This window comes from Nocardioides ferulae, from assembly GCF_003660455.1.
In the GTDB taxonomy this organism is placed as follows: domain Bacteria; phylum Actinomycetota; class Actinomycetes; order Propionibacteriales; family Nocardioidaceae; genus Nocardioides; species Nocardioides ferulae.
This window is the reverse complement of record NZ_QZVR01000001.1, coordinates 216451-241521: the sequence shown is the minus strand read 5'-3', so window position 1 is coordinate 241521 and position 25071 is coordinate 216451. Positions and strand designations below refer to the sequence as shown.

Sequence of the window (25071 nt, the reverse complement as noted above, 5' to 3'; positions counted from 1 at the left end):
GGTCAGGACTCCTGGCCCCGTTCCGGCGAGGTGTAGTCGCTCGGCTCGGTGTCGACCATGAAGTTCGGGTCGCGCTCGATGTTCTCGACGACCATCTGCACCCAGGCGTCGTCGCTGGTCTCGATCTCGCGCTCGGCCAGCTCTCGGCGCAGGTAGTCGGCCAGACCGCCCGGCTCGACCTCCCCGGCGTCCTTGGCCACCGAGGTGGCGTCCACGGCCGCCTGCAGGTCTGCGTCGTACGTCGCCATCGACTGCCCTTCTCTCGTCGTCGGTGTGGGCCGGCGGGCGGACACCCGCCACCGACACTGCGGTTCCCCCGGCCGGTCGGGATCATGCCGCCCGGCTGCGATGGGGTCGCCGCCCCCGGACACTGCTACGGTGGGGGGTGTTGAAGGGATCCAACTCCCTCGTGCGCCCGCCTCGCGGGCACCGGTTCATCGCATCGTTCCTTGGTTCTCGCTTCCGCTGGACATCAGGTCGCCCTGCAGATGTCTTCAGCTCCGTGGCGGGCGAAGTGCGTCCTCCACGCATCGAATCGAAGAGGAATACGCATGACGCAAGGCACCGTGAAGTGGTTCAGCGACGACAAGGGCTTCGGCTTCATCGCCCAGGATGGCGGCGGCGCGGACGTGTTCGTCCACCACACCGCGATCAGCGGCACCGGCTTCAAGTCGCTCCGTGAGGAGCAGCGTGTCGAGTTCGACGTGACCCAGGGCCCCAAGGGCCCCCAGGCCGAGAACGTGCGCGCGGTCTGACCAGACCCCCAGCACCACCGCCGACGGCGGCCACGATCACGCATCGTGGCCGCCGTCGGTCATTTCAGGAGGGTGGCCTCCCGGCCGGCTCGGCACGCCGGGCGAACAGCACCCGCGCCAGCACCATCGCCAACACCGCACCGCCGAGGACGGCGAAGACCAGCTCCCAGTACGTCGGGTGGTCGGCCGACAGCGCTAGGGGCGCGACGGGCACCACCAGCGCGAGTCCGGCCACGACCAGCAGCCGGTAGCCGACCGCACGGGTGAGCAGGGCGCAGGCTGCCCAGCCGATGACCAGCAGCATCGTGAACGCCACGATCGTCCACACGTCGTTGTCGTAGGCGTCGAACCGTTCGGGCTGGAAGGCGGACAGGTCGCCGCTCCCCTCCTCGAGGTCGTCGAAGGTCAGCTCGGGCATCTCGAAGGCGCTGAACGCGGTCTGCACCGCCGCGAGCACACCCAGGCCGATCAGGAGCACCGCGTTGCCGAGCACGGCGACCGCGCCGACGGTGACACCCACGAGCACGCGCTCGGGCAGCCACCAGGCCGCCACGGTCACCGCGATCGTGAAGACCAGCAGGGCGGCGCTCGCGCCGGCAGCAGCGTTGTCGCCGCCCTCGCCGAGGTCGAAGATGTCCTCGATCGCCTGGCTGTAGAAGGCGGAAAGCCCGGCCACGGCGACCAGGACGAACGGTGACCGCCGAGTGAGCAGGTAGCCGCCCGCTGCGAGAGCCGCGACCACCAGCCCCACGACGTAGGCGGTGGCCTGGTTGTCGTCCATGAGGACGCCGATCATCAGACCGACCCCGACGACGCCGAAGGCCCCCGGCCAGGCGACCAGGTCGGTCTCGCGGTCGCGGGCGCGGTCGAGCACCCAGCCCGCGGCCGCGACGCCGAGCAGCGCCAGGCTGGCGAGCACCCCCATGGCGAAGTTCGTGCCGTCGAGGAAGCCTCGGTCACGCGTGTAGAGCGTCGAGACCACCACCGCGGTTGCCAGGAGCCCGACGCCGAGGGCGACCAGCACCCGGTCGGCCCCGCGGAGCAGGTCCTCCTTCGGGGGGAGGGCGCCGTGGCCGCGCGAGGGGCTCTCCGGGGTGGTCGGCGGTGGACCGGCGGGAGGTGGTCCAGCGGGAGGAGGTCCGGCAGGAGGTGGACCGGCAGGAGGCTGCGTCATGCGTCGCAGAGTAAAGAACCCAGGCGTGGTAGCAACACCCCGGTCCCACCACAGCGCCCGGTCGCCGCGCTCGATCAGGCACCGTCGCACTCAGGCAGGCTTGCGTGCCACCACGTAGAGACGCTCGGTGGTCTCGCCGCGACCGGCCAGCGGGCCCCGGTGGTACCACTCGACGTCGACCAGTCCGGCCGCCCCCACGATCGCGACGAGGTCGTGCGGGTCGTGCAGCACCACGTCGAGGTCGACCGGCACGTCGAACCAGCAGGCGTTGTGGCGCACCCCCGCGCCGGCATGCAGCGCCAACACCAGCCGGCCGCCGGGCAACAACGGTCGTGCGAGGGCGGCGACCGCGTCGGGCAGCTCGGAGGCCGCCAGGTGGATGAGGCTGTACCACGCGAGCACCGCCGACCAGCCGGCCGCGGAGTTCGGCCGCATCAGCCGGCGCAGGTCGCCGACGTCGTAGCGCCCCTCGGGGAACCTCCGGCGGGCCTCGGCCACCATCGCCGGCGAGACGTCGAGGCCGCTCGCGTCGGCACCCGCCGCCGCCAGGTGCGCGGTGACATGGCCCGGCCCGCACCCCACCTCGACGACCTGCCCCCCGGCCGCCTCCGCGGCCACCCGGTCGAGGAGCCAGGCCTCGAACGTCTGACCGGCGAGCTCGTCGCCCAGCCGCTCGGCGTACGCCGCGGCCACCGCGTCGTAGGACGCGCGCACCCTGGCGTCGCGGGCCTCGGGGCCGGCGGCGAGCACGCTCTCGCGGTCCACGGCGGGCGCCGCGGCGGCCACAGCCGGCTCGGTGACGGCGCCGAGCAGATGGGTCCACCGGCGGTCGTGCTGGCCGGGACGCCGCTCGAGCTCGCGCACCAGTGGCCGGGACCGCGCGGCCAGGCCCGCGAGACACGCCTCGACCTGGTCTCGGTCGGCGAAGGGGTGCAGCCGCTCGGTGCGGGCCCGCAGCTCGCCGGGCGTCTGCGCGCCGCGGAGCAGCAGCACGGTGACCACGGAGCGCTCGGCATCGTCGAGCTCGAGCTGGTGGCTGAGCAGCTGGTGGAACTTCAGGGTGCGCGGGCCGCGGTCGGCCCACACCACCTTGACCAGGCCCCGCTCCTTGAGCCGCCGCACCGTCGCCTCGACGCCCGCCTCGTCGTAGGCCACCACGGGGTCTCGGCTGCTGCTCTGGTTGCAGGCGGTGCGCAGGCTGTTCAGCGTCAGCGGATAGCTGGCCGGGACCGTGACCTGCTTCTCGAGCAGGGCGCCGAGGACCCGCTGCTCCTCGGCGTCCAGTGGAGGGTCGAGAGGCGGGTCCAGCGGGGTCTCGGGGTCGATGACGTCGGCCACGGGTCGACGGTAGAGCACGCCGTCGACGTTGACGGGTCAGGCCTGCGCGATCGTGGTCACCCAACCGCGGTCGGGATTCCAGCGGCGCAGCTCGGAGAGGCGCAGCACCACGTCGTCGTGGCCGAGCACGTCGAGTGCCCGTTGGGCGTCGGACCGATCGAGCCGGCGGGCGAGGGTCACGTGCGGCAGCCACCCGACGTGGTCGCGGTCCGGCACCTGCACGCGCACCGCCAGCACCCGGCGTACGACGTCGTCGTCGAGGTCGACGGCCCTGGCCACGGTCAGCCGCGGGCCACCCAGGAGCAGGATCCCGGCCGCTCGCGCCCGGACGGGCAGCAGCGCGCCCAGGCGCACCCGGGCGACGTCGAGCGCGGCCTCGGGCAGCTCCGGGGCCGAGACCACGGTCAGGTGCGGTGCGTTGGTGGGGCCCCGGTGGTCCAGCTGCGAGGGCAGCCCCGCGTCGCGCAGCCGCTGCCAGTCGCGCCGCACCGCCTCCTGCCCGGCCTCGTCGGGCACCAGCTCCAGGGCGTGCCGGCGCCGGTCCCGGCCGGCCGGACCGGCCGGCTCCCCGGTCGACGGCGCTGAGACGGGTGGTTCCGACATGCCGCGACCGTACCCATACTCCGCACATGAGCACCGACACCCTGCTCCTGGCGGGCTGGACCCGCGGCACGCACACGCACCAGGGCGTCAGCCACCCGACGTACCGCCGCGGCACCGGCCCGGGCGTGGTGGTGATCCACGAGATCCCGGGCCTCACGCCGAAGGTGGTGGCGTTCGCCGAGGAGCTGGTGGCCGAGGGCTACACCGTGGTGCTGCCCGAGCTGTTCGGCCGCACCGGTGCCGAGCCCTCGGCGCCGACGCTGGCCCGGGCGTTGGGTCAGGTCTGCGTGAGCCGTGAGTTCACCAAGCTCGCCACCGGGGTCACCTCCCCTGTCGCCGGCTGGCTGCGGAGCCTGGCCCGGACCCTGCACGCCGAGCTCGGCGGTCCCGGCGTCGGCGCGCTCGGCATGTGCTTCACCGGCGGGTTCGCGCTGGCGATGATGGTCGACACCTCGGTGGCCGCACCGGTGCTGTGCCAGCCGTCGGTGCCGTTCGCGGTCGGCCGCCGCCGGCGCGGCGACCTCAACCTCTCCCCCGCCGACCTCGCTGCGGTCAGGCAGCGGGCGGCCGGCGGATGCCAGGTGCTGGGGCTGCAGTTCGAGCGCGACCCGATGACCGGATCCAGGTTCGACCGCCTCGGCGAGGAGCTCGGCGACGCGTTCCTGCGCGTCGACCTGCCGGGGCGCGGACACTCGACCGTCACCGAGCACCGTCGTCAGGAGGCCGTCGACGCGGTGCTCGGCTTCTTCGAGGAGCGCCTGGGCCGCTGATCAGCGGCCGAGGACCAGCCCGCTGGTCGGCACCCCGGTGCCCGCGGTGACCACCAGGTGCTGCACGTCGGGCACCTGGTTCACCGAGGTGCCACGCACCTGCCGGACCCCCTCGGCGATGCCGTTCATGCCGTGGATGTAGGCCTCGCCCAGCTGGCCGCCGTGGGTGTTGAGCGGCAGGCGGCCGCCGATCTCGATCGCGCCGTCGGCGATGAAGTCCTTCGCCTCGCCTGGCCCGCAGAAGCCGAGCTCCTCGAGCTGCATCAGCACGTACGGCGTGAAGTGGTCGTAGAGCACGCCCATCGCCATGTCGTCGGGGCCGAGGCCCGACTGGCGCCACAGCTCCCGGCCGACCACGCCCATCTCGGGGATGCCGATGTCGTCGCGGTAGTAGGAGGTCATCACGAACTGGTCGCGCCCGCTGCCCTGCGCCGCCGCCACGACGTACGCCGGGGGGTGCGGCAGGTCGCGCGCCCGGTCAGCGGAGGTCACCACCAGGGCGACCGCCCCGTCGCTCTCCTGGCAGCAGTCGAGCAGGTGCAGCGGCTCGGCGATCATCCGGGAGGCCTGGTGGTCCTCGAGGGTGATCGGCTTCCCGTAGAAGAACGCGTTCGGGTTGGTGGCGGCGTGCCGGCGGTCGGCCACGGCGACCCGGCCGAAGTCCTCCGAGGTGGCGCCGTACTCGTGCAGGTAGCGCCGCGCCTGCATCGCCACGGTGGCGGCGGGGGTGCCGAGCCCCATCGGGTAGGTCCAGGCGTTGTCGAGACCGTTGGTGTTCACCTGGGTGGCCGCGGCGACGCTGAACTGGCCGAACCGGCTGCCCGAGCGCTCGTTGAAGCCGCGGTAGCAGACCACGACGTCGGCGACGCCGGTGGCGACGGCCATGGCCGCCTGCTGCACGGTGGCGCAGGCGGCCCCGCCGCCGTAGTTGATCCGGCTGAAGAACCGGAGCTCGGGGATGCCGAGCTCGCGGGCGAGCGCGATCTCGCTGGAGGTGTCCATCGTGAAGGTGGTCAGCCCGTCGACGTCGGCGGGGGTCAGCCCGCAGTCGGCGAGCGCGGCCCGCGCCGCCTCGACGGAGAGCTGCAGCTCGGAGCGGCCGGACTCCTTGGAGAACTCGGTGGCGCCGATGCCGACGATGGCGGTCTGCCGGCTCAGCGTCCTGCCGGTGTCGCCGGTCATGCCGGCACCTCGATCCGCACCGTGCCGGTGACGTGGGCACCGAGCGAGACCGCCCCGGTCACCTCGATGGTGGCGACGCCGTCGTCGACGGCGGCCACCGTGCCGGTGAAGGACAGGGTGTCGTAGGGGTAGGCGGGGGCGCCGAGGCGGATCGCGATCCCGCGCAGGTTGGCGCCGTGGCCGGCCCAGTCGGTGACGTACTTCTCGACCAGGGCGTTGCTGGTGAGGATGTTGACGAAGATGTCCTTCGAGCCGGCCGCCTGGGCGATGTCGCGGTCGTGGTGGACGTCTTGGAAGTCGCGGGTCGCGATCGCGGTGCTGACCACGGTGGTCGGGGTCAGCGGCAGTTCCCAGGTGGGCAGCTGGTCGCCGACGGCGATGGTGCGGCTCATGCGCGGCTCCCTTCGGCAGGGCCGGTCCGTCGCCAGACCGGCAGGGTCAGGTCGTCGTCGACGCGGCGGAAGTCGACCTGGACCGGCATCCCGATCTCGACCTCGGTGGGTTCGGTGTCGACGAGCTCGCCGACCATGCGGACGCCCTCGTCGAGGTCGACGAGGACGAGCAGGATGGGCAGCTCGCGGCCGGGCACCGGCGGGTGGCGGTGCACGACGTAGGAGAAGACCGTGCCGCGGCCCGAGGCGGCCACGTGCCCGCGGTCGAGCGCACCGCAGGACGGGCAGGCCGGGCCCGGCGGATGCCGCAGCACCCCGCAGGCGTTGCACCGCTGCACGCGCAGCTCGCCGGCCGCGGTGCCCTCCCAGAAGAACTCGGTGTCGCGGTTCTTCATGGGGCGGAGCACGAAACGGCTGGCGTCCGGTCCGTCAGCCGCGTCCGCCACGGACGCCTCCGGGGGGTCCACGGGGGGCTGGACCGCCCGTGTGGGCACGAACTTCAGGACCCGGAACAGCATCGAGGCGACCTGCTCGGCGCTGCCGTCCTCGTGGTCGACGTACCAGGTGCTGCGCGAGGTGACGAAGTAGCCGACGCCCATCGCTGTCTTCTTCGGGCCGACGACCGAGTCGAGGGCCGTGGTGACCCGCAGCTGCTCGCCGACCCGCAGGTAGCGCTCGTAGCTCTGCTCGCAGTTGGTGCCCAGCACGGCGGTGAAGCCCGTGTCGGTCAGCACGTTCATCATCGCGTGCAGCGGGTCGTCGGCCGGTGCCTTGCCGCCCAGGCCGTACATCGTCCACACCTGCACCATCGACGGCGGCGCCTCGCCCTGGCGGAACCGGGGGTTGTCGTTGCCCATCGCCTCGAGCCAGTTGCTGATCGTCGGCTGGTTGACCGGGTCGCGGGCGAGCCGTTCGGACGCCTCGCCGAGCGCCTTGATCCGCTCGGCCTCGGCCATCACCTGTTCGTGGACGGCGGGGTCGACCAGCGGCTCCGCGGTCGCGCTCGTGGGGTGGCTCATCGCGGCACCTTGGGCAGGCCCAGGCCGAACATCGCGATCAGCTCGCGCTGCACCTCGTTGACCCCACCGCCGAAGGTGAGCACGAGGTTGCGCTTCTTCTGGGCGTCGAGATAGTCCATCAACGCTCCCGTCTCCGGCTCGGCCGGGTCTCCGTAGCGGTGCACGACCGCGGTCAGCTCGGCCAGCAGGTGCTGGACCTGGTCGGCGGCGAACACCTTCGACGAGGAGGCGTCGCCGACCGACACCTCGCCGGTCGCCGCGGCCCGGGCGACCTCCCAGTTCAGCAGCTCGTTGACCCGGAAGGCCGCGGTCACCCGGCCCATCGTCGCGGCCACGTCGGGGCGGTCGAGGACTCCGGCCTTGCCCGCCCACGACGCGACCCGGTCGCGGAGCCCCTCGATGCGTCCGGCCGGCCCGAGCATCACCCGCTCGTGGTTGAGCTGGGTGGTGATCAGCCGCCAGCCCTGGTTCTCCTCGCCGACCAGCATGTCGACCGGCACCCGCACGTCGTTGAAGTAGGTCGCGTTGACGTGGTGGGAGCCGTCGGCGGTGATGATCGGGGTCCAGGAGTAGCCGGGGTCGGAGGTGTCGACGATCAGGATCGAGATGCCCTTGTGCTTGGGGGCGTCGGGGTCGGTGCGCACCGCCAGCCACAGGTAGTCGGCCTGGTGGCCGCCGGTGGTCCACAGCTTCTGGCCGTTCACGACGTAGTGGTCTCCGTCGCGGCGCGCCGTGGTGCGCAGGGAGGCGAGATCGGTGCCGGCGTCGGGCTCGCTGTAGCCGATCGCGAAGTGCACCTCACCCTCGAGGATCCGCTTCAGGAACAGGTCCTTCTGCTTCTGGGTGCCGTAGCGGATCAGCGTGGGGCCGACCGTCTGCAGCGTGACCGCGGGCAGGTGCACGTCGGCGTGCTGGGCCTCGTTAGCGAAGATGGTCTGCTCGACCTCGCCGAGACCGTGGCCGCCGTACTCCCGGGGCCAGCCGACGCCCATCCACCCGTCACGACCCATCCGGCGCACCGTGCGCTGGTAGGACTCGCCGTGCCGGTCGACGGCCGTGGCCTGCGGGTCGGGCAGCGGGCCCATCGCGGGTGCGCGCAGCGCCGCCTCGCGGTGCTCGCCCTCGGCGGCGAGCGTGTGGAAGTACTGCCGCAGCTCGGCCTTGAGCCGGCGCTGGTCCTCGCTCAGCTCGAGGTTCTTCGCCGCCGGACTCTCGACCGGCACCTGCTCGGCGCCCGTGTCGAGGGCGTGCACCAGGTCGGTGACCCAGGAGAAGTAGCGCGACAGCGGATAGGTGACGTCGACGCCCATCCCGCCGTGCAGGTGGTGGCAGGTGCGCAGCGCGGCGGGCGCCTGCGCGCAGACCCAGTACGCCGCGACCGCGAGGTCGTCGTCAGCCGGCAGGCCGGCGGAGACCCGCCACGCGGCGTTGTCGGCGGCCAGGTCGATGGTGCGCGAGGCGATGTAGACGTCGGCGACCTGCTGGGCCACCGCCTGGAACTCGGCCAGCCGGCGACCGAACTGCTCGCGCTCCTTGACGTAGCCGGCGGTCAGGTCACGGGCGCCCGAGACCACCCCGGCGGCGGTGAGCGCCAGCCCGGCCACCGCGTGCTCGCGCAGGATGCGCGCCGCGTCGGGGTGGCCGTCCGGGCCGTCGCCGAGCAGCTCCGCCGGAGCGCCGTCGAGCACGATCGTGTGCTGGAGGCGCCCGGTCGAGGAGCCGGACGGCAGCAGCGTGACCCCGGGGCCCCGCGGGTCGACCACCGCCACGACCGTGCCCCGGCCCGTCGCGGCAGTGACCAGCAGGCGGTCGGCCTGGTCGGCGTACGTGACCGCGATCTTGCGGCCGGTGACCGCGCCGTCGTCGTAGGCGGTGGTGGGATCGGCGGCGAGGCGGCGACCGGGTTCGCGCAGGGCGGGCGCGAGCAGGGTCTCGCCGGCCGCGACGCCCGGCAGCAGCGCCTCCTGCTGTGCGGCGGAGCCGGCTGCGGCCACGGTCAAGGTGGCGCAGCACAGCGTCTCCCAGAGCGGGAGCTGCACGGCACGGGCTCCGGTCTCGCGCAGCAGCACCCCGACCTCGGGGAGGCCCAGCCCCTCCCCGCCGTGGGCCTCGGGGACCGGCAGGCCGAGCAGTCCGGCCCCGGCGAGTGCCGCCCAGTCGGCCGCGGGGTCGCCGACGGACCGGTCGAGGACCTCGGCGACGACGGCCCGCACGGCGGCGCTCGACTCGTCGTCCTGAGCGCGGGTGGGTGGGGCGGGGGACGTTGTCGTCGATGCCTGCGTCACCGGGTGACTCCTGCCGGTCGGGGGTACCTGCGCGAGAACTGTAACCTGTTCTAGTCTAGTCGCACCGGCTGACCGAAGGGAGGCCCCGATGGTCGCGTTCTCACCCCGCGCCCTGCCGCGCCAGCTGGTGCGTCGTCGCATCTATGTGCCGTGGACCCAGATCCCCGAAGGCGAGATGGTCGAGTTGCCCGGGCGCGGCTCCACCTACGTCACCGACACCCCCGGACCGACGCCCGACTCGCCCACGATCGTGCTGCTGCACGCGCTCGGCTGCACCGGCCTGCTCACCTGGTTCCCCGCGATCCGGCCGCTGTCCCAGCGCTTCCGGGTGGTCACCCTCGACCAGCGCTGGCACGGCCGGGGCATCCAGAGCGAGTCGTTCTCGCTGGTCGACTGCGCCGACGACGTCGCGGCACTGGCCGAGGTCCTCGACCTGCGCGAGGTGATCGTGGCCGGCTACTCGATGGGCTCGATCGTCGCCCAGCGCACCTGGCGCCAGCACCCCGACCTGGTGCGCGGCCTGGTGCTGTGCGCGACCACCGACCGCTTCCGCAACACCCCCGCCGAACGGCTCTTCCTCGCCGGCGTCGAGGTCTCCATGGCAGGAGCGCGAGGCGTCTCCCGCTCCCGCACCGCCGTGCACGCCTCCCGCCTGGTGGGCGAGGCCGTCGGCGTGTTCAAGGGCGACATGCACGACTGGGTGCTCAGCGAGTTCCGCCGCACCAGCCCCTGGGCGATCGGGCAGGCGCTGGCGGCGCTGAGCCGGCACCACTCGCGGCCCTGGCTGGGGCGCATCGACGTGCCCACGGCGGTGGTGGTCAACCAGCGCGACCGGGTGATCCCGACCGCCCGCCAGCTGGCGCTGGCCCGGATGATCCCCGGCGCCACCGTGCACGACGTCGACGCCGGGCACGCCGGCTGCGTGCTCGAGTCGGAGAAGTTCGTGCCGGCGTTGCTGGAGGCGGCCGCCACCGTCGACGCGCGCCGGCGGGCCGCCGCCGGTTGAGCCTCCGCCTCAGGATCGGGACGTGCGGCGTCCCCTGATCGGCGTCGCGGCACCCTCGCCCAGCACCGCCGCCTTCAGCCGCGCCAGCTCCTCGGGGAAGCGCGACACGAGCGCGTCGATGTCGGGCACCGACTCCCGGCAGGCGATCGCACCCACGTGCAGCTGCCCGTTGTTCGACATCACCGTGACGTTGAGCCCGGCGCCGTGGAAGACCGGCCCCAGGGGGTAGAGCGCCTGGATCCGCCCGCCCAGGAAGTAGAGCGGCACCGGCGGCCCGGGCACGTTCGAGATCACCAGGTTGTGCACCACCGGGTGCCGCTCGGCCAACCGCAGATTGGCGTAGGCGCGCATCGCGAGCCCGAACGTGCGCGGCGCCGCGAACTGCGCCCAGTCCTGCAGCGCGTCGGCGCTGATCGCGTTGTGGTGCTCCTTGGCGTTGCGGTTGCGGCGCGCCATCTCGCGCAGCCGCTCCACCGGGTCGGGCTCGTCGGTGCCGAGCTTGGCGAACAGGGCCGAGACCTTGTTCGCGCCCCCGTCTCGGCTCGACACCTCGCGCACCGAGACCGGCACCGTCGCCAGCAGCGAGTCGTCGGGGAGCTCGCCACGATCCTCGAGGTAGGAGCGCAGCGCGCCGCCGGCGACCGTGAGCACCACGTCGTTGACGGTGGTGCCGCTGGCGTCCTTGACCGCGCGGACGTCGCCGAGGTCCATGTCGCCCAGCCCGATCGTGCGGTGCGAGGTGATGGTGCCGTTGAAGGAGGTGCGCGGCGCCGTCAGCGGGGCCGCCATCGCAGTCCCGGCGCGCGCCCGCTCGACGGTCTTGGTGATCAGCTGCACCGACGGCGTCAGCAGCTTGACGGCGGCGAAGGGGCGCGTGGCGTTGCCGACCAGGGCGCGGCCGAAGAGCTCCAGCTTGCGCGGGTCGCGGCCGAACCGGTCCTCGGCGCCGCCCAGCGGTGGCGAGTCGGGCTCGAGACTGCACAGGTGGGAGACCAGGTTGGCGCCCGAGACGCCGTCGACGGTCGCGTGGTGCATCTTCCAGAACACCGCGACCAGCTCGCGGCCGTCGCCGCCGTCGTACCCCTCGATGGCCCACATCTCCCACAGCGGGCGGGAGCGGTCCAACGGCAGCCCGGCCAGGTGGCCGGTCAGCTCGGTGAGCTCGCGGTAGCCGCCCGGCCTAGGCAGCGCCAGCCGGTGCACGTGCCGCTCGACGTCGAAGTCGGTGTCGCGCACCCACACGGGGTGGTCCAGATCCAGCGGCACCCGGCGCAACCGCCGCGTGAACGCGGGCACGTCGCGCACCCGGTTGTCGAGCTCGGCCTGGAACTCCTCGAAGCTGTAGCCGCCCGGCACGGTCGCCGGATCCATCACGATCACCCCGCACACGTGCAGCAGCTGCGCCGGCGTCTCGAGGTACAAGAAGCTGGCGTCGAGTCCGGACAGACGATCCACGGCCTTGACCTCCCGGAAGTGAAACAGGTTCCACCTTCCAACGAGGCACAGCGTACGACGCTTCGTGTGAGCGCGGTCACCCCGAGGGCGCCGCGAAAGGCGGGGAACCGGTGACGGGCTCGGTGCGCTCCCCCTCCGCCGGACGGAGCCCCGGCCGGGCGCAGCCCGAGTTAACTAGAATGCGTTCCATGTCGTTCCTGCGCCGCCAGCTCGTGACCGCCGCACTCACCGCCAACGCGATCCGTCCGGTGCCGGGCTTCCGCGGCGGCCTGGCCACGTTCTTCCCGGGCTGGCTGACCAGCGAGCTCGCGCCGCAGCTGCTCGGGATCACCGCGGCCGACGCAGCCGTGCAGGTGGCCCGCGGAGGCGCGCGTCGCCAGCGCCGGGGCCTGGCGGTCGCCGCGGCCAGCGCGGCCGGCCTCGGCTACCTCATCCACCTGGCCCGCCAGGTGCAGCAGCAGGCCGAGGACGCCCTGGTCGAGGGCATCGGCTACGACTACGTCGAGCAGCTCGACGCGAAGCCCACCCCCGCCGACCTCGCCGTGCCGTGGCGCAAGCTGGTCTACCCGTTCCGGATGCGCACCGACGAGGTCGAGGTGCTGCGCAACCTCCCCTACGCCCCCGAGCACGGCCGGCGCGGCCTGCTCGACGTCTACCGGCCCGCCGGCCGCGAGGTCAGCGGCGCCCCGGTGCTGCTCCAGGTGCACGGCGGAGGGTGGACGATCGGCAACAAGGACCAGCAGGGCATCCCCTTGATGCAGCACATGGCCGCCAAGGGCTGGGTGTGCGTGGCGATCAACTACCGCCTGGCACCGCGGGACCCGTTCCCGGCCCAGATCGTCGACGTCAAGCGGGCGATCGCCTGGATCCGCGAGCACATCGCCGAGCACGGCGGGGACCCCGACTACATCGCGATCACCGGCGGCTCCGCCGGCGGGCACCTGACCGCGCTCGCCGCGGTCACGCCGAACGACCCGGCGTACCAGCCCGGCTTCGAGGACGTCGACACCAGCGTCCAGGTCGCGGTGCCCCACTACGGCGTCTACGACTTCGCCGGGTGCACCGGCCTGCGCAGCGCCGAGCTGATGCGCGACAAGTTCCTCGCGCCCCGCATCGTGCGGCAGCGCTGGGAGGACGCGCCCGAGGTCTTCGAGGCCGCCTCTCCCCTGCTGCGGGTCACCAAGGAGGCACCGGACTTCTTCGTGCTGCACGGCACCCACGACGGTTTGGTGTCGGTCGAGCAGGCCCGGCTCTTCGTCGAGCGGCTGCGCGAGCAGGGCGGGGCGACCGTCGTGTACGCCGAACTGCCCGGCGCCCAGCACGCCTTCGATGTCTTCCCCTCGATCCGCAGCTCCCACGTGGTCCGCGCCATCGACCGCTACCTGCACTGGCACTGGAACGGCTGGCGCCGCGAGCACGGCCGCGGCTGATCGCGTCCCCGCTGACCTGTCACTCGTGGTTGGTCCATCCCCGCTGACCTGTCACTCGTGGTTGGCCCATCCCCGCTGACCCGTCACTCGTGGTTGGCCCATCCCAGCTGACCCGTCACTCGTGGTTGGCCGATCCCCGCTGAGCCGTCACTCGTGGTTGGCCATGCTCGGGAACCGCTGATCCGGAGCGCCGGGGCCCCTGCCCACCACGGACGGCAGGTCACCGCCCCACCACCCACCACGAACGGCAGGTCACCGCCCCACCACCCACCACGAACGGCGGGTCGGCGCTAACGCGGGAGGCCGAGGATCCGCTCTCCCGCGACGTTGCGCAGCACCTGGGTGGTGCCACCGGCGATCGAGAGGCAACGGGTGTTGAGCATCTCCCACACCGCCTCGCGCACCTCGTCCCCGTCGGCCACCAGCCGCTCCTCGAGCAGCCGCACCACCAACTCGGAGCCGTCCTGGCGGTTGCGTACGCCGAGCAGCTTGGCGACGCTCGACTCCGCGCCCGGTCCCCGGCCAGCCAGGGAGCGGAGGGTGGTGCGCACGCCGAGCAGCGTGCACACGGTCGAGAGCGCCACGGCCCGGCCCACCCGCACCAGCTGCGCGTCGCTCAGCCCGCCACGGGCAGCGAGCGAGACCGCCCGCTCGGTGCTCTTGTCGAGCCGGCTGGTGGCCATCGCGACCCGTTCGTTCGCGAGCGTGGTGCGGGCCAGCTTCCACCCCTCGTTCAGCCCGCCCACCAGGCAGTCGTCGGGCACGAACACCTCGTCGAGGAACACCTCGTTGAACAGCGCCTCGCCGGTGATCTCGCGCAGCGGGCGCACGTCGATGCCCTCGCTGCGCATGTCGACGAGGAAGTAGCTGATGCCGCGGTGCTGCGGCGCGTCGGCGTCGGTGCGGGCCAGGCAGATCGCCCAGTCGGCGCGATCGGCGACCGAGGTCCACACCTTCTGCCCGGTCAGCCGCCAGCCGCCCTCGACCCGCTCCGCGCGAGTGCGCAGGGAGGCCAGGTCGGAGCCCGAGCCGGGCTCGGAGAACAGCTGGCACCACACCAGCTCGCCGAGCAGGGAGGGCCGCACGAAGCGCTCCTGCTGCTCGGGCGTGCCGTGCTCGAGGATCGTCGGCAGCGCCCATCCGGCGATGACCAGGTCGGGCCGCGTGACCGACGCCCGGGCCAGCTCCTGGTCGATGACCAGCTGCTGCACCGGGTCGGCCGACAAGCCGTAGGGCGTGGGCCAGTGGGGGGTGAGGTAGCCGGCGTCCACCAGCGCCGCGCGCCGCTGGTCCTCGGGCAGCGCCGCGATCCGCTCGACACTCGCCCGCACCTCGCCGCGTACCGCCTCGTCGCGGCCCTCGAGGTCGACCTCGACCCGGCGCCGTACGCCGTCGGCGGCGCGCCCCGCGAGCCGCAGCGCGGCCTCGTCGCCGTCTCCGAGCAGCCCGCGCAGTGTCATCGCCCGGCGCAGGTAGAGGTGGGCGTCGTGCTCGAAGGTGAACCCGATGCCACCGAGGACCTGGATGCAGGACTTGGCGACCTCGACCGCGCCGTCCAGCGCGGTCACCTGGGCGACGTCGGCGGCGAACGCCCACTGGTCGTCGCCACCGTCGTCGACACCGAACGCCGCGTTCGCGACGTCGAAGGCCGCCGCGGTGACGGCCTCGGCCGTCTCGAGCATCTCGGCACACAGGTGCTTGACCGCCTGGAACGACCCGATCTTGCGGCCGAACTGCTCGCGCACCTTCGCGTAGTCGACGGCGGTCTGCAGGCACCAGCGGGCGACACCCGCGGCCTCGGCAGCGGCGAAGGTGACCATGGTGCGGTGCAGCAGCTCCGCGTCGAGGTGCGGCACGGCGACGGTGTCGGCGATCGGCAGGTCGACCCGGACCGAGCCGGTCCGCCGGGTCAGGTCGCGCACCGGGTGGGGCGTGGTGATCGCTGCGTCGCCGGGGAGCACGAACCACCGCTCGCCCTGCTCGCCGGTCGCGCCGAGCAGCAGCAGCTCGGCTGCGGGAGCGTCCCACACGATCTCGACGGTGCCGACGAGTCGGTCGCCGTCGAGGCGCAGGGTCGGCGACGGGCCGATCGCGAGGTGGGCGCCGGCGGTGATCCGCTCGCCGAGGCCGGGGGTCTCGCCCAGCAGAGCTCCAGCGACGGTGACCCCGAGCAGCGGGCCGGGCAGCAGCTCGTGGGCGCAGGCCTCGAGGGCGACGGCCACGTCGAGCACTGAGCCGCCACCGCCACCGACCGCCTCGGGGAGGCCGATGCCGGGCAGCCCCATCTCGACGACCCCCTTCCACACCTGGCCGAACCCCGTCTCGGGGTCGTTCTCGGCATCGCGGGCGGCTGCGGCGCCGGCGGCGGCCGCCGCCCACTTGCGTAGGCTCGCGGCCAGCTCCACGTGCTCCTCGGAGATCCCGATCGACATGCCCGACCTTCCCGTGAACTAGAACGTGTTCCAATCCTAGCCTGATGCGCGGGGGGACTAGGGTCTCCCCGTGTCCACGACCTCCCCGACCAGCCCGAAGGCCAGCCCCGATGCCAGCCCCGAGGCCAGCCCCGACGCCAGCGGGATGCCCGCCGACCTGCTCGCCCACGCCCGAGCCGCGAAGGGCTTCATGCCCGAGGACGAGGGACTGCTGCTGCACCGCGCGGCCCGGGAGCGGCTCTCCCACGGACCCGTCCTCGAGGTCGGCACCTACTGCGGCAAGTCCGCGATCTATCTCGGCGCGGCCGCCCGTGCGGTCGGCGGCCCCCAGGCCGTCGTCTTCACCGTCGACCACCACCGCGGCTCCGAGGAGAACCAGGCCGGATGGGAGCACCACGACGCCACGCTGGTCGACGACGAGTTCGGGCTGATGGACACGCTCCCCGTGTTCCGCAAGACGCTGGCGCGGGCCGGGCTCGAGGACCAGGTCGTCGCCGTGGTCGGCCGCTCCACCACGGTCGCCGCCCACTGGCGCACGCCGCTGTCGATGCTCTTCATCGACGGCGGCCACGCCGAGGAGCACGCGCAGAACGACTACACCGGCTGGGCGCACTGGCTGATGCGTGACGGTCTGCTGGTGATCCACGACGTGTTCCCCGATCCCGCCGACGGCGGCCAGCCGCCGTACCACGTCTTCCTCCGCGCGCTCCAGAGCGGCGCGTTCACCGAGGTCGAGGCGGTCGGGTCGATGCGCGTCCTGCGCCGCACGGCCGGCGACGTCGGAGAGCGGGTCGGCTGATGACGTCGCGAGAGCTGCTCGACGAGCTGGCCGCCCAGGAGCAGCGCCTGGTCTTCGACAGCTTCGACGAGCAGACCGCCTGGGCGGTCGGCGTCGCCCTGCGCGACGCGGCGCTCGCCGCCGGGCTGCCGGTGGCGATCTCGGTACGCCGCAACGGCCAGCGGCTCTTTCACGCCGCGCTGCCGGGGGCCTCGGCGGACAACGACGGATGGCTGGAGCGCAAGTGCGCCGTCGTCGACCGCTACGGCCGCTCCTCGCTGCGAGTGGGCGAGGAGTTCCGCGTCGACGGCAAGTCGTTCGACGCCGACGCCCGCCTCGACCCGAGCCGGTACGCCGCACACGGCGGCGCGTTCCCGGTGCTGGTGCGCGACACCGGCTGCGTCGGCACGATCGCTGTGTCGGGCCTCCCGCAGCTCGACGACCACCGCCTCGTCGTCGAGGTGCTCGAGGCCTTCCTCAGCGAGCGGCGCTGACGGTCTCGGCCGAGGGGCAGCCGCACTCGAGCGCGAGCTCGGCGAAGTGCGGCGCCAGCGAGGTGCCGCGCATGATCCCCGAGCCCGGGGTGGCGTGACCGTAGGTCTCCCCCAGCGCGTCGACGGCGAGCACGACCGCGGCCGCGGTGTAGGTCGTCCACTCCGGCGGCCAGTTCACCCCGCCCTGGGCGGCGTACTCCTCTTCCTGCTCGGGGGTGAGCTCGTAGACCCATCCGGTCCAGTACTTGCCGCCCTCGTCACGGAGGTGCTGCATGTCGGCGAGCAGCTGCCGGGCGCGCCGGTGGTCGCCGAGCGCGTCGAGTGCCATCGCGAGCTCGCAGGTCTCCGCACCGGTGACCCACGGGTTCGTGTCGACGCAGAGGATGCCCAGGCCGGGGCGCACGAAGTGGTCCCACTTGCTCTCGAGCAGCTCGACGCCGGCCGGCCCGCGGACCGCTCCGCCGAGTACCGGGTAGTACCAGTCCATCGAGTAGGTGGCCTTGTCGAGGAACAGGTCGCGGTGCTCGCGCACCGCGTGGCCGAGCCGGCCGCCGGCGAGCTCCCACTCGGGCTGCGGGTCGTCCATCAGCTCGGCGAGCGCGACGCCGGCTCGCAGCGACTGGTAGATGCTCGAGGACCCGGCGAGCAGCGCGCCGTCCTCGGTGGGGGTCCAGTTGATGCCCCCGAACGGCAGCTGCTGGCTGACCACCCAGTCGAGCCCGGCGCGCACCGAGGGCCAGTGCTGCCGCACGAACCCGATGTCGTTGCGCACCAGCCAGTGGTGCCACACCCCGACGGCGAAGTAGGCCGACATGTTGACCTCGCCGCGGGGGTCGTCGACCTGGCCCGCGACGATCTTCATCGGCCAGGAGCCGTCGGGACGCTGCATGGTCGGCACCCAGGCGTACGCCGCCTCGGCAGCCTCGACCTCGCCGCCGACGAGCATCGCCATGGCGGCCTCGACGTGGTTCCAGATGTCGACGTGTTCGCCGGTGGTCCACGGCACGGCGCCGCACGGCTCCTGCATGGCCTTGATCGACGCCGCGGTCTCGGCGATCTCGGCGGCGCTCAGGACGCCGTCGACGTGCGGCAGGCTCATGCGTGGGCTTCCGGCTTGCGGAAGTAGAGCACCATGCTCTTGCCGATCAGCGGGTCGAGCACCTTCGCGGCGTACTGCAGGGCCTTGGGCTGCTTCATGATCTCCCAGACCAGCAGCTTGTGGTAGGCGCGGGCCGCCGGGTGGTCGTCGTTGGTGACCCCCACGGCGCACTTGATCCACCAGTACGGCGCGTGCAGGCCGTGGGCGTAGTCCTTGCCCTCGAAGACCATCGCCTCACCAGGGAGGCCGTTGTTGAACCGGCCCGCCTTGGTGACCTTGTCGATGAGCTCGTGGTCGGTGTAGATGCGGATGTGCCCGCCCTCGGCGTTGTGGTAGTCGGCCGAGAGCTTCCAGTTGATGACCTCGGGCAGCCAGCGGGGCACCGAGATCGCCAGCGTGCCGCCGGGGCGCAGCACGCGCACCAGCTCGGTGATGGCGCGGACGTCGTCGTGGATGTGCTCGAGCACCTCGGCGGCGACGATCCGGTCGAACTCGTCGTCGGCGAACGGCAACTGGAGGGCGTCGCCCTGCTTGATGTCGGCGTTCGCGCCGTCGGGCACCTCGCCGTTCTCCTTCATCGCGCCGAAGATCTCCAGCACGCCCGCCAGCTCGTCGGCGTCCATGTCGAAGGCGACCACGTCGGCGCCGCGGCGGTACATCTCGAAGGCGTGTCGTCCGCCGCCGGCGCCCATGTCGAGCACCCGCTCGCCGGGCCGCAGCCCGAGCCGGTCGAAGTCAACGGTCAGCACGTGGCCCTCTCCTCGTCGTCCAGGGGGTCGTTGTCCAGGGATTCGTCCGGGCCGCCACGCGGGGCCGGCTGGCGCGGCGTGGGCAGCAGGTTCTCGAGGTCGTCGATCGGCAGCCCGCGCTCGCGGCGGTAGTCGACGATGACCTCTTCGTACGCCGCGGCGGTGGTCGCGGCGACGGCGCGCCAGCTGAACATCTCCTCGACCCGGCGGCGGCCGTCACGCCCCATCCGGCCTCGGCGCTCGGGGTCGTCGAGCAGCGCGGCGATGGCCCGCTGCAGCTCGCCGACGTCGCCGGGGGTGACCATGTCGGCGCACAGCCCGTCGGGACCGACCACCTCGGGGATGGCCCCGGCGCGCGAGACGACCAGGGGCGTCGCGCAGGCCATCAGCTCGGCGGTGGGCAGCGAGAACCCCTCGTAGAGCGAGGGGACGCAGGCGATCTCGGCCGAGCCCATCAACTCGACCAGCTCGGCGTCGCTGACGCCGTGGACGAACCGCACGTGGTCGTTGATGCCGAGCTTGTCGATCAGCTTCTCGGTGCGCCCGCCGGCCTGGGGCTTGGTGACCAGCACCAGCTCGAGGTCGCGCTCGGTGCGCAGCTTGGCGAACGCCTCGAGCAGCGTCGAGATGCCCTTCAGCGGAGCGTCGGCGCTGGCCATGGCCAGGATGCGCCCCGGCACGCGCGGCTTGGTGGGCGGCACGAACGCGTCGTCGACGCCGAGCAGGATGACCTGCATGCGCGCCGGGTCGACCCCGAAGTCCTTGGCGATGTCGCGCCGTGAGGTCTCCGACGGGGTGAGGATCTTGCGAGCCTGGCGGGCGACCTTGCCCTGCATCCGCAGGAAGCCGTACCAGCGGCTGAGCGTGAGCTTGCGCCACGGGTTGCGGGTCGACTTCATGTCGATGCGGCGGTCGAAGGTGATCGGGTGGTGCAGCGTGGTGATCAGCGGCAGCCCGGCCTTCTCGATGTCGAGCATGCCGTAGCCGAGCACCTGGTTGTCGTGGACGATGTCGAAGTCGTCGACGCGGTCCTTGAGCAGGCGGGCGACGCGGCTGCTGAACGTCTTCGGCTCGGGGAAGCCGCCGACGCACATGGTGGCGAACTCCTCGACGTCGATGCGGTCGCGGAACTCGCGCGGCTTGGGCACCCGGAACGGGTCGGGCTCGCGGTAGAGGTCGAGGCTCGGCACCTTGGTGAGCGCCACGCCTTCGTCGAGCTCGGGATAGGGCTGGCCGGAGAACACCTCGACGCTGTGGCCGAGGTTGGTCAGCTCCCTGCTGAGGTGGCGGATGTAGATCCCTTGCCCCCCGCAGTGTGGCTTGCTGCGGTAGGACAGCAGTGCAATCCGCATTCGCCGCGTCCCTCTCTTGCTCGGTGAACTGGTCGGTGGAACTGGTCGATGATCCGATCCGTGACCGGTTCGTGATCCGCGCGTGTCCGGCCGGGGCCTCCGGACGGTGACACGCCGGGTCGGACGAGGTGGAACGCGTTCCTATTGTGCCCCACCGGTTGGTAGCCTAATGGCAACCCGACGACCTCCTCGGAGGTGTCTCCCGCTAGGTGGTGGTCGACGGGGCCCTCCCGACGACTACCTCCCCTGGGGGACAGGTGACCAGCGCGAACTCCTTGACGGCCGAAGATCTGGGCTCTGCGGCCCAGCGCGACCGGCGCAAGCGCATCCTCGACGCGACGATCGTGCTGGCCACCAAGGGTGGGTTCGACGCCGTGCAGATGCGCTCGGTCGCCGAGCAGGCCGACGTCGCCCTCGGCACCCTCTACCGCTACTTCCCGTCCAAGATCCACCTGCTGGTCTCGGCGCTGGGCCGCGAGTTCGAGCGCGCCGAGGGGCAGCTGCGCGACAAGCCGGTCGACGGCGACACCACCGCGGAGCGGGTGATCATCCTGCTCAAGCGACTGACCCGCGGACTGCAGGGCGACCCGCACCTGACCGAGGCGCTGACCCGGGCGTTCATGTTCGCCGACGCGTCCGTACAGCAGGAGATCCACGCCGTCGGCATGCTGCTGACCCGCATGCTGACGCGCGCGATGCACCCCGACCGCGACTCGGTCACCGACGAGGACGTCGCGATCGCCCGCGTGATCGGCGACGTGTGGCTCTCGGCGCTGGTCGCCTGGGTCACCGGCCGGGCCACCGCCGCCGAGACCGCCCAGCAGATGGAGGTCGCGGTCAGCCTGCTGCTGCGCGGCTGACCCGCTCCGACCGCCGGCTGGAGCAACCAGGTGCCCGTGCTCTCTCTCGTCCACCCGTGGCCGGCGCAGGGTCGCGCCGACCGGCCGACCGACGCCGACCCGGTCGCCGATGTCGCCATCCGCGGCTGCCGCTCCGTCGCCGAGCTCTACTCCGAGGCCGTCGCCGGGCTGGGGCTGCCGAGCCGCGTCGGCGAGCTGAGGCTGTTCCACCGCCACGAGCCGGCGCTGGACCATGTGCGCGCCACCGTGCACGTCGACCCCGGGCCGGAGGGGTTCGAGGTCGGACACGTGCAGGTGCCGACGGCGTTCGCCGACCGCACCCCCGAGGCCCGGGCGCAGGTGCTGCTCGACGCGATGCACGGCATGGTGTGCCGGCTCGCGGCCGCGCGCGGCTGGGACGTCGGGGCGCTCGAGCGCTGCCGACGCCACGTGGTCGAGAGGGGCATGGAGTACCACTGGTCGTCGCAACCGAAGGCGTCCCCGGACCGGCGGCACACGGCGTACGCCGAGCTCCGGCTGCCCCCGGACGGCTACGGCCGGGTGCGCCTCCTCGTCGCGCGACGGGACGACGGGACGGTGGTGGCCTCGTCCGACGAGGCGCTGGCGTTCTGCACGAGCCAGGGGTTCCGGCGCTCGGCCGCGTCCCTGCGCTGGAGCGGGAAGGATCACGTGTCGCTCGTCCCCTACGACTGGGTCCCCGCGGTGCGGGGCGGGCTCGTGGGCCTGACCCGCGATGCGGACGGGTGGCACGCGTCGGTGGAGGACTACCTCGCCGTCCGACCGGTGCCCGCGGGCGATCCAGGGCTGCCGGCCCTCGACGTCGTGGTCGAGGGCGCGGGGGCCACGGCCCCCGAGCAGGTGCCCGAGGTGACGTTCGTGGGGGGTGGTCCGATCGAGAGCCGTCGCGTCGAGCGCTTCCACCGCGCGTTCCGCGCGGAGATGCACCGGTTCGCCTCGCCCGCAGGCCAGGAGTGGTGGGGCGACTCCGGGCTTCGCCTGCTGGAGGTGCAGATCTTCTACGGCGGCGACCGGCCTCGGGTGCGTGGCCGGCGCACCGATCAGCGGCTGGCGGTGTTCGTAGACCGCCCGGGCGACTCGCTGCCGATCGGCGACCAGGCTCCGGTGGCTCGTGAGGTGGTCGAGGAGGTCGCGGCGCTGGTCCGTCGCCGCACTGGTCTGGGCCCGCACCCGGGGCTGTCCCGGGGCTGAGTCTCGGCGCCCGTAGGCTCGGATGCGTGCGCCTGCTGCTGATCCGCCACGGCCAGACCCCCAACAACGTCGTGGGCGCCCTCGACACGGCCTTCCCGGGCGCGGGGCTGACGCCGCTGGGACTTGCCCAGGCGGCCGCCGTGCCGGTTGCGCTCGCGGGCGAGCAGGTCGCCGGTGTCTACGCCTCGCCCCTGGTCCGCACCCAGCTGACCGGGGCGCCGCTGGCCGAGGCGCGTGGCCTGGACCTGACGGTGCTGGCCGGTCTCGAGGAGATCTCGGCAGCAGACCTGGAGATGCGCAGCGACGACGAGGCGGTGCACGCCTACGCGGGCTGCGTGGGCCACTGGGTCTGCGGCGACCTGGATCGGCGGATGCCCGGCGGCTGCTCCGGTCACGAGTTCTTCTCCCGCTACGACGCCGCCGTGCGCTCACTGGCTGCCCGCCATGGCCGCGACGACACCGTGGCGGTGTTCAGCCACGGCGCGGCGATTCGCGCCTACACCGCCCTGGCGACCAGCCTGGAGCCCGAGGTCGCGGCCGAGCTGCACATCATGAACACCGGCATGGGCGTGCTCGAGGGCAGCCCGGACGAGGGCTGGTCGCTGGCGGGGTGGTCGCGCGAGCCGCTCGGAGGCCTCGACCTCGAGGACCCGTCAGCGCACGACGTCACCGGCGAGAGCGCCGAGGAGGCCGCGCACTAGTGGCTCACCGACGCCCCCGTGGGCACGGTCAGCTGGGCCAGGTGCCGCTGGTGAGGTCGATCTCGACGTGGGCGCCGGTGAGACGTTCGGGGTGGATGTCGAAGCCGGGTGGTGCGGTGAGGATGAGGTCGGCCTCGGCTTCGTCGAGCGCACGGGTGCCTTGGTCGTCGACGAGGAACGCCAGTCCGTGGGGGGTCTGCCAGAGGTAGCGGCCGGGGCCCGCGGCGCGGCCGCGGTAGTCGCCATGGGTCTTCCATCGATGATGTCGCCGCCGCAAGGGCGCTGAGTTGTGGGGGCCGGTCTGGCCCGGTGGACCATCTGGCTGGTAGGCGACGATGTGGTCGGCGTCGGTCTGGTCACGGCTCGCTGCGGTGGAGTAGGGGAAGACGTCACCGCCGGCCAGCAGCCAGGTGTGGTCCTTGAGCCGTTCGGGGTGCTCGTAGGCGTCCACCCGGGGCTTCGTGGCGAGGTCGAGGACGGGCTGGAGCTTCACATCCGCGTGGCCGAGCAGTTCGGCCAGGCACTGGGCGAGCATCGGACCGAGGCCTTCGACGCGGGCGAGGCCGGCCTGGCGTTGGAGGGCGGCTTGGTGGAGGTGGACGAACACCGTGCCGCGGGGGCGGAGTGAGGCCAGCTGCCGGGTCGTCAGCGCCTTGAGGCGCTCCAGGGTCGCGTCGAGGTGCTCCGGCGCGTAAGCCGGGCGGCCCGCGGGCGAGCGAGCAGCGGGCGGTCGTAGAGACCCCCGGTTGGTTACCGTCCGGCGGGTATCTCACCGTCTGCTGGGCGTGCCCTGACCCGTCAGTTTCGGTCTCCTCCGCTGCGCTCCCCCGACCGAAAGCGGACGGGTCAGCGCGGGTCGCGGACTGGTGGCCGCTGGGTTGTGGCCGTGTTCGAGGGCGAGGATGTCGGCGACCCGGTCCACCAGGGCGTCGAACCAGACCGCATCGCCGGCGGTCACGCGAGCGATGATGTGGCGGAAGCCGTGTTCGTCGGTCTTGGAGAGCTTGACGTAGCGCTCGTGGCGGGCACGTTCGCGCCGTCGGGTGTGGGCTTCGGGGTCGGCCTCGATGATCTTCGCGGCGGTCAGGTCGAACACCTTGCCCGGCGCCACCTTGCCGATGGCTTTCGCGACGGCCCGGTCGACCAGGGGCACCTTGTCGGCGGGGAGGTGGCGGGTCATGACCGCGACCCGGCGGGCGACCCAGGGCTCGCAGTCCAGGGCTTGCACGATCCTCCAGGTGGCCGGGAGGCGGTGGCCCAGGTCGAGGGTGTCGGCGATCAACGCCCGCGCGGTCGCGGCGTGGACGCGCCTGGCCATGCCGAACTCGGCAATGCAGTGATCCCGGACCTCCGGGGTGCCCTCACCGCCGGGTTGGGTCATCGGGTCCACCAGACCGGCGAGCTCATCGACGGCCTGGCGGACGGGTTCGCCATGCAGCGTCGCCCAGTGCGCGGCGAGGCGCATCTCGGTCACCTCCGCGGCCCGGCGAGCAGTCATTGCCTCGGTGGCCGCGGCCAGCGTCGCCCGCGCGTCGAGACCGTCGAGGTCGGAGACCTCGTGGGACTCGGGTGGCGGGGCGGTGGTCATGCAGCCATTCTAGATCGAACTCGTGTTCGAGCCAAGCGTGTCTCCACAGGGTGTATCGGAAGGCTCGACCACCGGGCTCGCTCGACCACCGGGCTCGCTCGACCACCGGGCTCGCTCGACCACCGGGCTCGCGCTCGGCGCGGGTGCGCTGGCTGGCGTGCTGGTCGCGGACGGCATCTACGGCCTGACCGTGGTCGACTCCAGCACCAGTCCCGTCTACTGGACCCTGTGCCTGGCGGCCGGTGCGGTCCTGGTCACGGCGACGGCGGTCCGGCTGCGCACCCCCGCTGCCGCGGCCGTGGTGGTCCTCAGTGCTGTCGCGGCCACGGGCGTGCTGAGCCTGGGGTACGCCGCGCTCAACGCGATCGCCTGAACCGACGACCGACACGCGACGAACCCC

At 72.8% G+C, this 25071-nt stretch carries 26 protein-coding genes; 11 read left to right on the top strand and 15 right to left on the bottom strand.

Features of this window, described 5'->3' with window-relative positions:
• Window positions 1–2: 2 nt before the first annotated feature.
• Entirely contained in the window at window positions 3–248 is a 246-nt protein-coding gene (locus D6B71_RS01145) for a hypothetical protein (protein ID WP_121251174.1), read from the bottom strand.
• Between the two features lie 303 nt (window positions 249–551).
• On the opposite strand from D6B71_RS01145, the gene D6B71_RS01140 reads away from it, so the two are divergent.
• Window positions 552–755 (top strand): cold-shock protein, encoded by a 204-nt coding sequence (locus D6B71_RS01140; RefSeq protein ID WP_121251173.1) that lies wholly within the window; start codon window positions 552–554, stop codon window positions 753–755.
• Window positions 756–819: 64 nt separating this feature from the next.
• Here the strand turns inward: D6B71_RS01140 and D6B71_RS01135 are convergent, their stop codons facing one another.
• From D6B71_RS01135 to D6B71_RS01120, 3 genes are all read right to left on the bottom strand, one after another.
• Window positions 820–1929: a hypothetical protein gene (locus D6B71_RS01135; RefSeq protein WP_126688173.1), complete on the bottom strand. Its 1110-nt coding sequence runs from the start codon at window positions 1927–1929 to the stop codon at window positions 820–822.
• 90 nt (window positions 1930–2019) lie between these two features.
• A complete protein-coding gene (locus D6B71_RS01125; protein WP_240640914.1) occupies window positions 2020–3267 on the bottom strand; it encodes a DUF480 domain-containing protein in 1248 nt (415 codons plus the stop codon).
• A gap of 36 nt (window positions 3268–3303) precedes the next feature.
• On the bottom strand, window positions 3304–3870 hold the full coding sequence (locus D6B71_RS01120) for a 2'-5' RNA ligase family protein (protein ID WP_121251168.1): 567 nt from the start codon (window positions 3868–3870) through the stop codon (window positions 3304–3306).
• Between the two features lie 26 nt (window positions 3871–3896).
• On the opposite strand from D6B71_RS01120, the gene D6B71_RS01115 reads away from it, so the two are divergent.
• Window positions 3897–4640 (top strand): dienelactone hydrolase family protein, encoded by a 744-nt coding sequence (locus tag D6B71_RS01115; protein ID WP_121251166.1) that lies wholly within the window; start codon window positions 3897–3899, stop codon window positions 4638–4640.
• Here D6B71_RS01115 and D6B71_RS01110 read toward each other — a convergent pair whose 3' ends face one another.
• Genes D6B71_RS01110 through D6B71_RS01095 form a run of 4 tightly spaced genes read right to left on the bottom strand, consistent with a single transcriptional unit; the run spans window position 4641 to window position 9518 of the window.
• Window positions 4641–5822, bottom strand: coding sequence for a lipid-transfer protein (locus D6B71_RS01110; protein ID WP_121251164.1), 1182 nt, complete (start codon window positions 5820–5822; stop codon window positions 4641–4643).
• Entirely contained in the window at window positions 5819–6214 is a 396-nt protein-coding gene (locus D6B71_RS01105; protein WP_121251163.1) for a MaoC family dehydratase, read from the bottom strand. Before D6B71_RS01105 ends, D6B71_RS01110 begins: the two co-directional genes overlap by 4 nt.
• Window positions 6211–7233 (bottom strand): Zn-ribbon domain-containing OB-fold protein, encoded by a 1023-nt coding sequence (locus D6B71_RS01100; RefSeq protein ID WP_121251161.1) that lies wholly within the window; start codon window positions 7231–7233, stop codon window positions 6211–6213. The genes D6B71_RS01105 and D6B71_RS01100 overlap by 4 nt, the downstream gene beginning before the upstream one ends.
• A complete protein-coding gene (locus D6B71_RS01095; protein WP_240640913.1) occupies window positions 7230–9518 on the bottom strand; it encodes an acyl-CoA dehydrogenase family protein in 2289 nt (762 codons plus the stop codon). Before D6B71_RS01095 ends, D6B71_RS01100 begins: the two co-directional genes overlap by 4 nt.
• Window positions 9519–9606: 88 nt before the next feature.
• On the opposite strand from D6B71_RS01095, the gene D6B71_RS01090 reads away from it, so the two are divergent.
• Window positions 9607–10524 (top strand): alpha/beta fold hydrolase, encoded by a 918-nt coding sequence (locus D6B71_RS01090; RefSeq protein WP_121251839.1) that lies wholly within the window; start codon window positions 9607–9609, stop codon window positions 10522–10524.
• 9 nt (window positions 10525–10533) lie between these two features.
• Here D6B71_RS01090 and D6B71_RS01085 read toward each other — a convergent pair whose 3' ends face one another.
• Complete coding sequence (locus D6B71_RS01085; RefSeq protein WP_121251157.1) at window positions 10534–11979, bottom strand: WS/DGAT/MGAT family O-acyltransferase; 1446 nt, start codon at window positions 11977–11979, stop codon at window positions 10534–10536.
• Window positions 11980–12167: 188 nt separating this feature from the next.
• Between D6B71_RS01085 and D6B71_RS01080 the strand changes: the two genes are divergently transcribed.
• Window positions 12168–13409 carry an alpha/beta hydrolase gene (locus D6B71_RS01080; RefSeq protein ID WP_206051495.1) on the top strand — a complete coding sequence of 414 codons (1242 nt, stop codon included), beginning with the start codon at window positions 12168–12170 and terminating at the stop codon, window positions 13407–13409.
• A 290-nt stretch (window positions 13410–13699) separates the two neighbouring features.
• Here the strand turns inward: D6B71_RS01080 and D6B71_RS01075 are convergent, their stop codons facing one another.
• A complete protein-coding gene (locus D6B71_RS01075; RefSeq protein ID WP_121251153.1) occupies window positions 13700–15841 on the bottom strand; it encodes an acyl-CoA dehydrogenase family protein in 2142 nt (713 codons plus the stop codon).
• Between the two features lie 70 nt (window positions 15842–15911).
• On the opposite strand from D6B71_RS01075, the gene D6B71_RS01070 reads away from it, so the two are divergent.
• Window positions 15912–16640 (top strand): class I SAM-dependent methyltransferase, encoded by a 729-nt coding sequence (locus tag D6B71_RS01070; RefSeq protein ID WP_276310976.1) that lies wholly within the window; start codon window positions 15912–15914, stop codon window positions 16638–16640.
• Window positions 16640–17113, top strand: coding sequence for a heme-degrading domain-containing protein (locus D6B71_RS01065; RefSeq protein WP_121251152.1), 474 nt, complete (start codon window positions 16640–16642; stop codon window positions 17111–17113). The genes D6B71_RS01070 and D6B71_RS01065 overlap by 1 nt, the downstream gene beginning before the upstream one ends.
• Here D6B71_RS01065 and D6B71_RS01060 read toward each other — a convergent pair.
• The 3 genes from D6B71_RS01060 to D6B71_RS01050 are packed head-to-tail and all read right to left on the bottom strand — an operon-like array spanning window position 17097 to window position 20313.
• Window positions 17097–18212, bottom strand: a complete 1116-nt coding sequence (locus D6B71_RS01060) for a prenyltransferase/squalene oxidase repeat-containing protein (RefSeq protein WP_121251150.1) — start codon at window positions 18210–18212, stop codon at window positions 17097–17099. The genes D6B71_RS01065 and D6B71_RS01060 overlap by 17 nt on opposite strands.
• Window positions 18209–18961 carry a class I SAM-dependent methyltransferase gene (locus tag D6B71_RS01055; RefSeq protein ID WP_121251148.1) on the bottom strand — a complete coding sequence of 251 codons (753 nt, stop codon included), beginning with the start codon at window positions 18959–18961 and terminating at the stop codon, window positions 18209–18211. Before D6B71_RS01055 ends, D6B71_RS01060 begins: the two co-directional genes overlap by 4 nt.
• Complete coding sequence (locus D6B71_RS01050; RefSeq protein ID WP_121251146.1) at window positions 18955–20313, bottom strand: glycosyltransferase family 4 protein; 1359 nt, start codon at window positions 20311–20313, stop codon at window positions 18955–18957. The genes D6B71_RS01055 and D6B71_RS01050 overlap by 7 nt, the downstream gene beginning before the upstream one ends.
• 275 nt (window positions 20314–20588) lie before the next feature.
• Here D6B71_RS01050 and D6B71_RS01045 point away from each other — a divergent pair, with 275 nt between their 5' ends.
• From D6B71_RS01045 to D6B71_RS01035, 3 genes are read left to right on the top strand one after another with little or no spacing between them, the layout of a single operon-like run.
• The gene (locus D6B71_RS01045; RefSeq protein ID WP_240640912.1) at window positions 20589–21173 is read left to right on the top strand and encodes a TetR family transcriptional regulator; all 585 of its coding nucleotides are present in this window, start codon (window positions 20589–20591) and stop codon (window positions 21171–21173) included.
• 36 nt (window positions 21174–21209) lie between these two features.
• Complete coding sequence (locus D6B71_RS01040) at window positions 21210–22382, top strand: hypothetical protein (protein ID WP_126688172.1); 1173 nt, start codon at window positions 21210–21212, stop codon at window positions 22380–22382.
• Window positions 22383–22408: 26 nt separating this feature from the next.
• Window positions 22409–23083, top strand: a complete 675-nt coding sequence (locus D6B71_RS01035) for a histidine phosphatase family protein (RefSeq protein WP_121251140.1) — start codon at window positions 22409–22411, stop codon at window positions 23081–23083.
• 28 nt (window positions 23084–23111) lie between these two features.
• Here D6B71_RS01035 and D6B71_RS01030 read toward each other — a convergent pair whose 3' ends face one another.
• Window positions 23112–23576, bottom strand: coding sequence for a hypothetical protein (locus tag D6B71_RS01030; protein WP_126688171.1), 465 nt, complete (start codon window positions 23574–23576; stop codon window positions 23112–23114).
• Window positions 23577–23582: 6 nt separating this feature from the next.
• Here D6B71_RS01030 and D6B71_RS23700 point away from each other — a divergent pair, with 6 nt between their 5' ends.
• Window positions 23583–23711 carry a hypothetical protein gene (locus D6B71_RS23700; RefSeq protein WP_276310975.1) on the top strand — a complete coding sequence of 43 codons (129 nt, stop codon included), beginning with the start codon at window positions 23583–23585 and terminating at the stop codon, window positions 23709–23711.
• 141 nt (window positions 23712–23852) lie between these two features.
• Here D6B71_RS23700 and D6B71_RS01025 read toward each other — a convergent pair whose 3' ends face one another.
• The gene (locus D6B71_RS01025) at window positions 23853–24548 is read right to left on the bottom strand and encodes a DUF222 domain-containing protein (protein ID WP_126688170.1); all 696 of its coding nucleotides are present in this window, start codon (window positions 24546–24548) and stop codon (window positions 23853–23855) included.
• 145 nt (window positions 24549–24693) lie between these two features.
• On the opposite strand from D6B71_RS01025, the gene D6B71_RS23695 reads away from it, so the two are divergent.
• Window positions 24694–25044 carry a DUF6518 family protein gene (locus D6B71_RS23695; RefSeq protein WP_338036778.1) on the top strand — a complete coding sequence of 117 codons (351 nt, stop codon included), beginning with the start codon at window positions 24694–24696 and terminating at the stop codon, window positions 25042–25044.
• Window positions 25045–25071 lie beyond the last annotated feature (27 nt).

What these genes read in the sequence shown, in the direction of transcription:
- D6B71_RS01080 (WP_206051495.1), top strand. Translation starts at nt 12,168, where the DNA reads ATGTCGTTCCTGCGCCGCCAGCTCGTGACCGCCGCACTCACCGCCAAC.
- D6B71_RS01090 (WP_121251839.1), top strand. Translation starts at nt 9,607, where the DNA reads ATGGTCGCGTTCTCACCCCGCGCCCTGCCGCGCCAGCTGGTGCGTCGT.
- D6B71_RS01135 (WP_126688173.1), bottom strand. Translation starts at nt 1,929, where the DNA reads ATGACGCAGCCTCCTGCCGGTCCACCTCCTGCCGGACCTCCTCCCGCT.
- D6B71_RS01115 (WP_121251166.1), top strand. Translation starts at nt 3,897, where the DNA reads ATGAGCACCGACACCCTGCTCCTGGCGGGCTGGACCCGCGGCACGCAC.
- D6B71_RS01145 (WP_121251174.1), bottom strand. Translation starts at nt 248, where the DNA reads ATGGCGACGTACGACGCAGACCTGCAGGCGGCCGTGGACGCCACCTCG.
- D6B71_RS01060 (WP_121251150.1), bottom strand. Translation starts at nt 18,212, where the DNA reads ATGAGCCTGCCGCACGTCGACGGCGTCCTGAGCGCCGCCGAGATCGCC.
- D6B71_RS01110 (WP_121251164.1), bottom strand. Translation starts at nt 5,822, where the DNA reads ATGACCGGCGACACCGGCAGGACGCTGAGCCGGCAGACCGCCATCGTC.
- D6B71_RS01025 (WP_126688170.1), bottom strand. Translation starts at nt 24,548, where the DNA reads ATGCGCCTCGCCGCGCACTGGGCGACGCTGCATGGCGAACCCGTCCGC.
- D6B71_RS01050 (WP_121251146.1), bottom strand. Translation starts at nt 20,313, where the DNA reads ATGCGGATTGCACTGCTGTCCTACCGCAGCAAGCCACACTGCGGGGGG.
- D6B71_RS01140 (WP_121251173.1), top strand. Translation starts at nt 552, where the DNA reads ATGACGCAAGGCACCGTGAAGTGGTTCAGCGACGACAAGGGCTTCGGC.
- D6B71_RS01075 (WP_121251153.1), bottom strand. Translation starts at nt 15,841, where the DNA reads ATGTCGATCGGGATCTCCGAGGAGCACGTGGAGCTGGCCGCGAGCCTA.
- D6B71_RS01100 (WP_121251161.1), bottom strand. Translation starts at nt 7,233, where the DNA reads ATGAGCCACCCCACGAGCGCGACCGCGGAGCCGCTGGTCGACCCCGCC.
- D6B71_RS01105 (WP_121251163.1), bottom strand. Translation starts at nt 6,214, where the DNA reads ATGAGCCGCACCATCGCCGTCGGCGACCAGCTGCCCACCTGGGAACTG.
- D6B71_RS01065 (WP_121251152.1), top strand. Translation starts at nt 16,640, where the DNA reads ATGACGTCGCGAGAGCTGCTCGACGAGCTGGCCGCCCAGGAGCAGCGC.
- D6B71_RS01120 (WP_121251168.1), bottom strand. Translation starts at nt 3,870, where the DNA reads ATGTCGGAACCACCCGTCTCAGCGCCGTCGACCGGGGAGCCGGCCGGT.